Raw genomic sequence first — 11,361 nt, forward strand, 5'->3', positions numbered from 1 at the left:
CATTCAAAGGAATCGTTTTCAGATCACGTCAGATCCGTACCGGGAAAAGGTGTTACCGGCAGAGCCGCCGGCCGGTCGCGGTGTGTTCTGCCGCACCGGGCGGAACGATCCCGGGCCGGTGGATGTTGTGAACTCCCATGACGAGCACCTTCCCGGCGCGGCCGCGCCTCTCGATCCTGGACCTCGCGCCGATCACGCCCGGCGGCACCGTCGCGCAGGCCTTCGAGAACTCCGTCGCCCTGGCACAGGCCGCGGAGAGACACGGCTACGAGCGGGTCTGGTACGCCGAGCACCACAACATGGCCCGGATCGCCTCCAGCGCGACCAGCCTGCTGATCGGGCACGTCGCCGGCAAGACCTCATCGATCCGGCTCGGCGCCGGCGGCATCATGCTGCCCAACCACGCCCCGCTGACGATCGCCGAGCAGTTCGGCACCCTCGCCTCGCTGTACCCCGGCCGGATCGACCTCGGCCTGGGCCGCGCCCCCGGCAGCGACCAGGTCACCATGCGGGCGATGCGCCGTGACCCGCGGTCCGCCGAGAGCTTCCCGCAGGACGTCCTGGAGCTGCAGGGATACCTGGGCGACGAGTCCCGGGTGCCGGGGGTCCGGGCGACCCCGGGCGCCGGGACGAACGTGCCGCTGTACATCCTGGGCTCGTCGATGTTCGGCGCCAAGCTCGCCGCGGCGTACGGCCTGCCCTACGCCTTCGCCTCGCACTTCTCCCCCGGCCTGCTGCACCAGGCGGTCGCCGCCTACCGCGACGAGTTCACCCCGTCCGAACAGCTCGCCGAGCCGTACGTGATCGCCGGGGTGAACGTGATCGCCGCCGCCTCGTCCGCGTCGGCCCGGGAGCAGTTCGCGATCACCCGCCGGATCCTGGTCCGCGGCCTGCTGTCGCGCCCGGCCGGCCCGGCCGTCGAATACTCCGACGACGAGATCGACGAGTTCCTGGCCACCCCGAACGGCCGCCAGCTCGCGTCGATGCTGACCTACGCGGCGGTCGGCACCCCGGACGAGGTCCGGGCGTACCTCACCTCGTTCGCCGAGGAGGCCCAGGCCGACGAGCTGATCGTCGCCCACCAGTCCACCCGGATCTCCGACCGCCTCGAGTCGGTACGCCTGACCGCCGCCGCCGTCCTGGGCGCCACCGTCTGATCACACCCGCGCGTTGATGTCCTCGGCCGGGTTCCGGCGCAGCACCATCCGGCCGGGGACCACCGTCGCCACCAGGCCCAGCGTGAGGGCGCCGAGAAGGACCGCCGCGTACACCGGGACGGAGAGGGCCGGCAGGCCCGCGCCGACCATCCCGGCGGTGAACCCGGCGAGGGTCAGCAGCGCCGCGCCGGTGCCCAGCACCGCGGCGGTCACCAGGATCACGCCGAGTTCTCCGTGCAGCACGCCGAAGATCTGCCGCCGGGTCGCGCCGGCCAGGCGCATCAGGGCGAACTCCCGGATCCGCTCGGTCACCGTCATCGCCAGGGTGTTCACCACCGCGATGGCGGTGAACGCGATGATCAGGCCCATGAACACCAGGTTCACCTCGGCGTTCGCCTGCGCCCGGCCGGCCCGGGCCGCCTCGATCCCGGACCGGCCGGTCACGGTCACCTCCGGGTGATCGCGGACGGCGTCCCGCAGCCGGTCCGCGGACGCCGTGCCCGTGACCAGCACGGACCGGGCCCGCGGGTCGTCGACGTGACCCACCACGTCCTCGTGGGCGAGCAGCACGTCACCGAAGCCGAGGCCGCGCCCGTAGACGGCCACCAGCCGGAACTCCGCCCGCACGCCGTCGCCCAGGGTGACCGGCACCAGGTCGCCGACCTTCCGGTCCTGCACCGACCGGTCGCTCATCGCGATCGTGCCGGGACCGAACCGCGCCAGCGATCCCGACGTCACCAGCGGATCGATCGCCTGCGTGAGGCCTGCCGTGCTGAGGCCCCGCGCCGACCGCTTGTCCCGGCCCGCCCAGACGGTGGTCTCCAGCACCTCGGTGACCGCGGTGACGCCGGGTGTGCCGCGCAGCGCCCGCGCCACCGGCGTGGGCACGCCGTCGCTCGCGGCGACCAGGTGACCGGCCCGCGTACCGGCGCTCAGCTCCTCGCCCGCGGCGCCGCTCAGCGTCACCGGCACGAACAGGATGGTCGAGGTCATGCCGATCAGCAGGGCCAGCGGCGTCACGACCGACGCCACCCGGCGGGTGTTGGCGGCGGAGTTGAGCGCCGCCAGGAAACCGCCGACCGGGAACACCCGCAGCGGCGCCCGCAGCAGCGCCACGGCTCCGGCGGCCAGACGCGGGCCGAACAGCGACACCGTGATCATCCACAGCAGCACGCAGAGGTAGGTGACCGGCATCGCGGCGGGTTCGGTGTGCAGCGTCGTCAGCAGCACTGTCACGCCCGTCGCCAGGACCGCGGCGACCGCGCCGGCCAGCGTCCGGCCGGACCCCAGCGCCCGCCGCTCGATCGCCGCCTCGGCCAGCGCCTCGGCGGGCCGGATCCGGGCGGTGCGCCGGGCCGTCACCCGGGCCGCGACGAACGCGGCGCCGACGGTCGCCACCATCGCGGCCATCACCGGGAACGGGCTGTACGCCGGTCGCAGGATGTCCGGGATCGTCCCCAGCGCGACGAACCTCTCCCGGATCACGCCCGCCAGCGGGATGCCCAGCAGCGCGCCGGGGATCGCCGCGAACACTCCGAGGACCAGGGCCTCCCCGCTGATCATCGTGCGGATCTGGCGGGGTGTGGCGCCGATCGCGCGCAGCATCGCCAGCTCCCGATGGCGCTGCTGCACGGCGAGAGCGAAGGTGCCGACCACCACCAGCATCGCCACGATCAGGGCGGTGCCGGCCAGCGCGCCGCCCATGCTGGTCAGCTTGACCCGGGCCGAGGCGGCGTCGGCGAACTCGACGGCGCCACGCCCGGCGCCGGCCGAGACCACCGCCCCGGTTCCGGCGACCGCCGCCTCGACCTGATCGGGGCTGACATCGAAGACGCCGTACGCCGCCACCATGCCGTCGTGGCCGGCCAGGCGGCGGGCCTCGGCCGGCGCGAAGAACAGCGCCGCCCGCTGCGTCACCGGCGCCTCGGGCCGGGCGATCCCGGCGACCCGATAGGTCTTCGGCGCGGACGTGGACCGCACGACGACGGTGCCACCGACCCGCAGACCGGCCCGGGCGGCCAGCCCGGCGTCGACCACCACGTCGTTCCCGGCTTGCGGCGCCGAGCCGGACACCAGGGCGTACGGGGTGAGCGCGGCCGACGACCAGCCGTGCCCGGCGGCCGGACCGGCGGCACCGGCCAGGCCGGCCGGGAACACCAGGTCCTCGACCACCCGGGCGCCGGGGATCCGGGCCAGGCGGTCGCCGACGGACGTGGGCAGCCAGGACCGTTCGCTCAGCGCCTTGGCCTTCGTCTTGGTCTTGGTCTTCACCTCCCCGTCGCCCTTGTCCTTGACCTTCGTCTCGGTCCAGCGGATCTGCTGGTCGGCGGCGACCACCACCGGCGTACCGGCGTACCGCTCCGCGGGGATCGTCCCGCGGACACCGGTCTCCAGCAGCACACCGCACGCGGCGATGATCAGCGCGGCGCAGAACAGGGCGAGGAAGCCGGCGATCGCCGAGCCCCTACGGGCCCGGAGCGTCGCCAGTGCGAGCCGGAACATCAGGACCGCCCTCCCAGGATCGTCATCCGGGCGGCGACCTCGTCGGCGGAGAGCCGTCCCGCGTTCTCGAAGATCCGGCCGTCGGCGAGGAAGACGACGTTGTCGGCGTAGGACGCCGCGACCGGGTCGTGGGTCACCATCACCACCGTCTGGCCCAGGGTGTCCACCGTCTGCCGGAGCAGGGTGAGGATCTCCCGCGCGGTGACGGTGTCCAGGGCGCCGGTCGGCTCGTCCGCGAACACCACCTCCGGCCGGGTGATCAGGGCCCGGGCGATGGCGACCCGCTGCTGCTGGCCGCCGGACAGTTGCGCGGGCCGGTGCCGGTCGCGCCGCTCCAGCCCGACCCGGTGCAGGATGTCGTCCACGTGACGGCGCTCCGCCCGGCGGCCGGCCAGCCGCAGCGGCAGGGTGACGTTCTGCCGTACGTCGAGGGCGGCCAGCAGATTGAACGACTGGAACACGAAGCCGATCCGCTCCCGCCGCAGCCGGGTCAGATCGTTCTCGGACAGCGCGGCCAGGTCGGACCCGGCCGAGCCGAGGAACACCGAACCCGACGTGGGCCGGTCCAGCCCGGCGGCGCAGTGCAGGAACGTGCTCTTGCCGGACCCGGACGGGCCCATCACCGCGGTGAACGTCTCCGCCGGTATCGCGAACGAGACCCGGTCCAGGGCGGTGACCGCCGCACCGCGCCCGCCATAGACCTTCGTCACCGCATCCATCCGGACAGCAGCCGTGTTTCCCATGCTCAGCCCCCTCGTCGACCGGATCTCAGTCTCGTCCGGCGGGCCGTCCGGCGTCATGATGGCTACCCATAGGATTCGCGCTCCGGCTGTTAGGATCGCCGCGATGCCACGCGTCACCGCCCGCGCCCTGACGTACCTCGTCATCGGCCTGTTCGCCGGCCCGGCCGCCTTCGCCTGGAGTCTGGCGTCGACGATCGTGGCCGGACTGCTGTCGCTGACCCAGCTCGGCGGGCCGGCGTTCCTCGGCTCCGTGCTGGTGACCCGCCGCCTGGCCGGCCTCGAACGGTCCCGGGCCGCCCTCGTCCTGGGCGAGCCGATCGGCTCGCCCTACGTGCCGGTCCGGGCGGACAGTCTCGGGCGCCGGGTGGCCGGGGTCGTCGTCCAGCCCGCCACCTGGCGCGACCTCGTCTGGCTGACCGTGCTGTTCCCGCTCGGCCTGCTGTCCGGGATACCGGCCGTCGTGGGCACGGTGGTGACCGCCGCCTCGGCCGTCGCGCCGCTGTGGGCCTGGGCGGTGCCCAACCCGCACGCGCCGTTCCCGATGAACCTGCTCATGCAGACCGTGCCCGGCCGGTTCGCGCTGGCCGCCGCGGGACTGGCGCTGCTGCCGGTGGCCGCCTGGATCACCCGCGCGCTGGCCCGGCTGCAGGCCCGGGCGGCACGCGGGCTGCTGGCCCCGGGCCGGCACCGGCACCTGGTCGACGAGGCCGCCCGGCTGACCGCGTCCCGGCGCCGCGTGGTCGACGCGCAGGCCGCCGAGCTGCGCCGGATCGAACGGGACCTGCACGACGGCGCGCAGGCAAGGATCGTCGCGGCCGGGATGACGCTCGCGCTGGCGGCCCGCAAACTGGGCCGCGCACACGCCGTGACGCCCGACGTCGACCTGGCCCGGCGGCAGCTCGACGACGCGCTGGGCGAGCTGCGCCGGCTGGTGCGCGGCATCCATCCGCCGATCCTCACCGACCGTGGCCTGCACGCCGCGGTGGCGGCCCTGGCCGGTGACAGCCCGCTGCCGGTCGACGTGCACGCCGACCCTGACCTGCGCTTTCCCGCCGCGGTGGAGTCGGCCGCCTATTTCGTGATCGCCGAGGGCCTGGTGAACGCGGCCAAGCACGCCGGCGCCCGCCGGTGCGCCGTCACCATCGCCGGGACCGCGGACCGGATGACCGTCACCGTCACCGACGACGGGGACGGTGGCGCCGACCCGCACGGCTCCGGGCTGGACGGCCTGCGCCGCCGGATCGAGGCGCTCGACGGCGAACTGACCGTGACCAGTCCGTCCGGCGGCCCCACCGCCCTGCACGCGGAGATCCCCCTGTGAGACGCATCGTCATCGCCGAGGACCTGCTCCTGCTCCGGGAGGGCATGTCCCGGCTGCTCACCGACACCGGGCACCAGGTGGTCGCCGCGGTCGGCAGCGCGCCGGAACTGATCGCCGCGGTGGCCGAGCACCGGCCGGACCTGTCCATCGTGGACGTGCGGATGCCACCGGACTTCCGTGACGAGGGGCTGCGCGCGGCGCTGCGGATCCGGGCCGCGGACCCGGGCGCCAAGGTGCTCATCGTCTCCCAGTACGTGGAGCGCGCGTACGCCCAGGAGCTGCTGGCCGACGGCCGCGGCGGCACCGGCTACCTGCTCAAGGACCGGGTCACGGCGCTCGACGACTTCCTCGACGCGGTGGAACGGGTCGCCGCCGGCGGCACCGCCATGGATCCCGAGGTGGTGAGCCAGCTGGTGACCCGGACCAGCCGCAAGGAGGGCGCCGGCGCGCTGACCGCCCGCGAGCGGGAGGTGCTCGCGCTGATGGCGCAGGGGCTGTCCAATTCGGCGATCTGCGCCGCCCTGTTCCTGGCCCCGGTCTCGGTCGAGAAGCACATCGGCAGCATCTTCACCAAGCTGGAGCTGCCGCCGGACGCGGACGCCAACCGCCGGGTCCGGGCCGTCCTGGCGTACCTCAATCAGTAGCCGTAAATTTCCGGCACAGGACTCCGAAACTTACGGAACTCAGATACGGGCCTCGCGCGGCAACCGCTAACCCCAATCGTTACAGGACTCCCGTTTTCCCAGGTTGAAGCGATTCACTAACCATCGGGACCGTCGCTATTTCCGTAACGTTTCCGAAAGTTGTTGACAGTGGACAGCCCTGCGCGCAACCATCTCGCAATGACGGACCTCGATGACGTCATGACGTGGCGGTCCGTCGTACCCCCCTGGGCTGTTTCCCCGGCAGCCCTCCCTCAGGAGGAGTCACCACCATGACCACAGAACTCACCACGCCCCGGCGCCGGCGCAGCCGCGTCCGGCTGCTGACCGGCGCCGCCTGCGCCGCCGCGATCGCCGTGTCCGGCGTCATGATGGCCGGTGTCGCGCGGGCCGAGGCCGACCGGACGGTCTCGTCGAACACCACCGGGACCCACAACGGCTACTACTTCTCGTTCTGGAAGGACAGCGGCAACGCGAGCATGACGCTGCGCGCCGACGGCCGGTACACCAGCAGCTGGGACCGCAGCACCAACAACTGGGTCGGCGGCAAGGGCTGGGCCACCGGGACGCGCCGCACGGTCACGTACTCGGGCAGCTACAACCCCGGCAACAACAACACCTACCTCGCGCTGTACGGGTGGACCCGCAGCCCGCTCATCGAGTACTACATCGTGGAGAACTTCGGCAGTTACAACCCGAGCAGCGGCGCCCAGCGGCTCGGCACCGTCACCACCGACGGCGGGACGTACGACATCCTGCGCAGCCAGCGGGTCAACGCCCCGTCCATCGACGGCAACCAGACGTTCTACCAGTTCTGGAGCGTGCGGCAGCAGAAGCGCAGCTCCGGCACCATCACGGTGGCCAACCACTTCGACGCGTGGGCCCGGGCCGGGCTGAACCTCGGCACCAATCACAGCTACCAGATCATGGCGACCGAGGGTTACCAGAGTCAGGGCAGCTCCGACATCACCGTCCGCGAGGGCGCCGGCCCGACGAACCCGACCAGCCCCACCAACCCGGGCACCGGCAACTGCACCGCCACCGTGTCGGCCGGCGAGCGCTTCGGCGACCGGTTCAACCTCAACGTCGCGGTCAGCGGCGCCAGCAACTGGACCGTCGGCCTCAACCTCAACGGCGGCCAGACCATCCAGAACAGCTGGAACGCCGCGGTCAGCGGGAACAGTGGCTCGGTCACCGCACGGCCGAACGGCAACGGCAACAACTTCGGCGTGACCATCATGGCGAACGGCAACTGGACCTGGCCGACGATCACCTGCCGGACCAACTGATGACCGATCGCGCCATGACCCCCGCTCCACGGCGCCGCCTGCGGACGGCCATCGTCACCGGCATGGCCGTCGCGCTCGCCGCCTCGACCGTGGTCCTCTGGCCGGGCACCTCGAACGCGGCGACGACGCTCGGCGCGTCGGCCGCCCAGACCGGCCGGTACTTCGGTACCGCGATCGCCGGCGGCCGGCTCAGCGACAGCCAGTACACGACGATCGCGAACCGCGAGTTCGACATGGTCACCGCCGAGAACGAGATGAAGCTCGACGCGACCGAGCCCAACCAGAACCAGTTCAGCTTCTCGTCCGGTGACCGGATCGTGAACTGGGCGATCAGCAACGGCAAGCGCGTGCGCGGGCACACCCTGGCCTGGCACTCCCAGCAGCCGGGCTGGATGCAGAACATGAGCGGCTCCACGCTGCGCAACGCCATGCTGAACCACGTCACCCGGGTCGCCACCAACTACCGCGGCAAGATCTACGCCTGGGACGTGGTGAACGAGGCGTTCGCCGACGGCTCCTCCGGCGCCCGGCGCGACTCGAACCTGCAGCGCACCGGCAACGACTGGATCGAGGCGGCGTTCCGGGCGGCCCGGACCGCCGACCCGGGCGCGAAACTCTGCTACAACGACTACAACACCGACAACTGGTCGCACGCCAAAACCCAGGCCGTCTACCGGATGGTCCAGGACTTCAAGGCGCGCGGCGTGCCGATCGACTGCGTCGGTTTCCAGGCGCACTTCAACTCCGGCAACCCGGTGCCCGGCAACTACCACACCACCCTGCAGAACTTCGCCGACCTCGGCGTGGACGTGCAGATCACCGAGCTGGACATCGAGGGCTCCGGCTCCAGCCAGGCCGAGCAGTACCGCGGGATCGTCCAGGCCTGCCTGGCGGTCACCCGGTGCAACGGGATCACGGTGTGGGGTGTGCGCGACAGCGACTCGTGGCGGGCCTCCGGCACACCGCTGCTGTTCAACGGCAGCGGGCAGAAGAAGGCCGCGTACGACGCCGTGCTCGCCGCCCTGAACAACGGCCAGCCCGGCCCGGGACCGTCCGGGAGCCCGTCGAGCAGCCCCACCGGTCAGCCCGGCGGCAGCTGCACGGCCACGTACAGCGAGGGCCAGAAGTGGAACGACCGCTTCAACGGCCAGGTGACCGTCACCGGCAGTGACAACTGGATCGTGACGGTCACGGTGTCCTCACCGCAGCGGATCATCGCCACCTGGAACGTCGCCGCCACGTGGGAGTCCAGCAACGTGATGACGGGACGCCCGAACGGCAACGGCAACGCGTTCGGCTTCACCGTCCAGCACGGCGGCAACTGGACCTGGCCCGCACTGACCTGCCGGTCCGCCTGACCACCCTGGAGGGCCCTTGACCAATCTGGAGGGTTCCTGACCACCCTGGAGGGGGAGGAGCACCGAGGGGCCGGTGGCACGCCACCGGCCCCTCGGTGTCTGGCGGACCGATCAGGCGGAGCCCCGCCGCACCAGGCGGGTCGGCAGGACCAGCGAGGCCGGCTCCTCGCCGGCGATCACGGCGAGCAGCATCCGGGCCATCTCCTTGCCGAGGGCCTGGATCGGCTGGTGGATCGTGGTCAACGGCGGATCGGTCTGCTCGGCGATGCCGACGTCGTCGAAGCCGACGACCGCCACGTCGGCCGGCACCGACCGGCCGGCACCGGTCAGCACCCGCATCGCGCCGAGGGCCATCTTGTCGCTGGCGGCGAACACGGCGTCGACATCCGGATGGGACGCCAGCACGCTCCGCATCGCCGCCGCTCCACCGGCCTCGGTGAAATCCCCCTCGGCGACGCCGTGCGGGGTGAGCCCGGCGATGATCATCGCCTCCCGGTACCCGCGCCAGCGGGCCTCCCCGACGTCGGTGGACATCTGCCCGGTGATCGCGGCGATCCGGGTCCGGCCGAGACCGGCGAGGTGCTCGGTGGCCAGCCGCGCGCCGCCCACGTTGTCGGAGTCGACGTACCACTGTGGCTGGACGTGCAACGGCCGGCCACCGTAGACGACCGGGACCCCGGTCCGCGCGACCAGGCGGGTCACCGGATCGTCGCCGTGCAGCGGCATCAGCATGAGCCCGTCGACGCCGCGGGTCTGCAGCAGGTTCGCCAGCCGGGACCGGCCGCGGCCGGAGCTGGCCAGGCACAGCAGCAGGTGCCGGTCGGTCTCCTCGAGCGCCGCCGACACCCCGACGATGACCTGGGCGAAGAACGGATCGGCGAAGAGCTGCGGGTCGTCGTGGGAGACGGCGAGCGCGACGATGCCGGTCTGCCGGGTGGCCAGCGCCCGGGCGGTGCGGTTGGGCAGGTAGCCCATCTCCTCGATGGCCCGTTCCACGGCGTCGCGGGTGGCGCGGCTGACGTGCGGCGCCTTGTTGATCACCCGTGACGCCGCCGAGCGCGACACCCCGGCCCGCTCGGCCACCTCGTCCAGGGTGGGCTGCCGCCGGGGCGTCGATGCTGTCATCTGGCTGCCGGTTCCTTTCGTCCGCAGCATCGTATCGACAGCGGTCGACAGCGTCGATGACTGGGAGCGGTCCCAGAGTGGGCTTGACATGTACCGCAGGCTCGCCGAGCATCAATCGAGAAACACTGATCGACCAATCTGGAAGCGCTTCCAGTCTCAGCTCCGGACGGCACCCCCGACGCCGACCCCCATCCGATGCTCAGGAGACCCGCGATGCCACGCCTGCTGTTCACCCGGGCGCTCGCCGCCCTCGCCCTCACCGTCCCCGCGGTGCTGCTCGGCGCCCCGGCCGCGCACGCCGATCCGATCAACCAGACCAGCGGTTTCTACGTCAACCCCAACTCCAGCCCCGCGTCCTGGGCCGCCGCCAACCCCGGCGACGGGCGGGCCGCCGCGATCCGCAGCGCGATCGCGCAGAAGCCGATGGCCAGCTGGTTCGGCAACTGGAGCGGCGACATCGCCGGCGCGGTCGGCAACTACACCCGCGCCGCCGACGCCGTCGACAAGCTGCCGCTGCTGGTGGCGTACAACATCCCCGGCCGCGACGCCTGCGGCGGGCACTCCGGCGGCGGCGCCGGCAGCGTCGGCGCCTACGACGCGTGGATCGCCTCGTTCGCCGGCGCGATCGGCAGCCGCCCCGCCGTGGTGGTCCTGGAGCCGGACTCGCTGGGCGACTTCAGCTGCATGAACCAGAACCAGATCAACGAGCGCCTCGGGATGCTCTCGCGGGCCATCGGCCAGTTCCGGTCCCGGGCCCAGAACACCTGGGTCTACCTGGACGCGGGCAACCCCGGCTGGGTCGACGCCACGACGATGGCGCAGCGCCTCAACGCGGCAGGCGTCGCCGGGGCCCGCGGTTTCGCGCTGAACGTGTCCAACTACTTCACCACCGGCGACAACATCAACTTCGGCAACCGCCTTTCCGGCGAGCTGCGGCGGTACGGCTACTCCAAGCCGTTCGTGGTCGACACCAGCCGCAACGGCAACGGCGGGAACGGCCAGTGGTGCAACCCCGCCGGCCGCCGCATCGGCACCCCGACCCAGCTGGGCGGCGGCGCGGAGATGCTGCTGTGGCTCAAGACCCCGGGCGAGTCCGACGGCAACTGCGGCGTCGGCGGCGGCTCGTCGGCGGGGCAGTTCCTGCCCGAGGTCGCCTACAAGATGATCTACGGCTACTGACCCCTCGGCACACCGTCACGAACGC

General features: G+C 72.3%; 9 protein-coding genes. 6 read left to right on the plus strand and 3 right to left on the minus strand.

The window, feature by feature from the left end:
- Nucleotides 1–137 precede the first annotated feature (137 nt).
- Entirely contained in the window at nucleotides 138–1,157 is a 1,020-nt protein-coding gene (locus tag ACZ3II_RS38010; protein ID WP_465524651.1) for an LLM class flavin-dependent oxidoreductase, read from the plus strand.
- Here the strand turns inward: ACZ3II_RS38010 and ACZ3II_RS38015 are convergent, their stop codons facing one another.
- Both ACZ3II_RS38015 and ACZ3II_RS38020 read right to left on the minus strand, forming a co-directional pair.
- Nucleotides 1,158–3,659 carry an FtsX-like permease family protein gene (locus ACZ3II_RS38015; RefSeq protein WP_465524653.1) on the minus strand — a complete coding sequence of 834 codons (2,502 nt, stop codon included), beginning with the start codon at nucleotides 3,657–3,659 and terminating at the stop codon, nucleotides 1,158–1,160. It abuts the gene before it with no gap.
- Nucleotides 3,659–4,378, minus strand: coding sequence for an ABC transporter ATP-binding protein (locus tag ACZ3II_RS38020; protein WP_465524857.1), 720 nt, complete (start codon nucleotides 4,376–4,378; stop codon nucleotides 3,659–3,661). Before ACZ3II_RS38020 ends, ACZ3II_RS38015 begins: the two co-directional genes overlap by 1 nt.
- A gap of 127 nt (nucleotides 4,379–4,505) precedes the next feature.
- Here ACZ3II_RS38020 and ACZ3II_RS38025 point away from each other — a divergent pair, with 127 nt between their 5' ends.
- The 4 genes from ACZ3II_RS38025 to ACZ3II_RS38040 all read left to right on the plus strand — a co-directional run bounded on the left by ACZ3II_RS38025 (nucleotide 4,506) and on the right by ACZ3II_RS38040 (nucleotide 9,032).
- The gene (locus ACZ3II_RS38025) at nucleotides 4,506–5,723 is read left to right on the plus strand and encodes a sensor histidine kinase (RefSeq protein WP_465524655.1); all 1,218 of its coding nucleotides are present in this window, start codon (nucleotides 4,506–4,508) and stop codon (nucleotides 5,721–5,723) included.
- On the plus strand, nucleotides 5,720–6,367 hold the full coding sequence (locus tag ACZ3II_RS38030; protein ID WP_465524657.1) for a response regulator transcription factor: 648 nt from the start codon (nucleotides 5,720–5,722) through the stop codon (nucleotides 6,365–6,367). The genes ACZ3II_RS38025 and ACZ3II_RS38030 overlap by 4 nt, the downstream gene beginning before the upstream one ends.
- A gap of 290 nt (nucleotides 6,368–6,657) precedes the next feature.
- Nucleotides 6,658–7,674 (plus strand): glycoside hydrolase family 11 protein, encoded by a 1,017-nt coding sequence (locus ACZ3II_RS38035; RefSeq protein WP_465524659.1) that lies wholly within the window; start codon nucleotides 6,658–6,660, stop codon nucleotides 7,672–7,674.
- Complete coding sequence (locus tag ACZ3II_RS38040) at nucleotides 7,674–9,032, plus strand: glycoside hydrolase family 10 protein (protein ID WP_465524661.1); 1,359 nt, start codon at nucleotides 7,674–7,676, stop codon at nucleotides 9,030–9,032. Before ACZ3II_RS38035 ends, ACZ3II_RS38040 begins: the two co-directional genes overlap by 1 nt.
- Before the next feature lie 111 nt (nucleotides 9,033–9,143).
- Here ACZ3II_RS38040 and ACZ3II_RS38045 read toward each other — a convergent pair whose 3' ends face one another.
- The gene (locus tag ACZ3II_RS38045; protein WP_465524663.1) at nucleotides 9,144–10,157 is read right to left on the minus strand and encodes a LacI family DNA-binding transcriptional regulator; all 1,014 of its coding nucleotides are present in this window, start codon (nucleotides 10,155–10,157) and stop codon (nucleotides 9,144–9,146) included.
- A 213-nt stretch (nucleotides 10,158–10,370) separates the two neighbouring features.
- Between ACZ3II_RS38045 and ACZ3II_RS38050 the strand changes: the two genes are divergently transcribed.
- Nucleotides 10,371–11,336: a glycoside hydrolase family 6 protein gene (locus tag ACZ3II_RS38050; RefSeq protein ID WP_465524665.1), complete on the plus strand. Its 966-nt coding sequence runs from the start codon at nucleotides 10,371–10,373 to the stop codon at nucleotides 11,334–11,336.
- Nucleotides 11,337–11,361: the final 25 nt, after the last annotated feature.

Source organism: Actinoplanes sp. NPDC019969 (genome assembly GCF_055562375.1).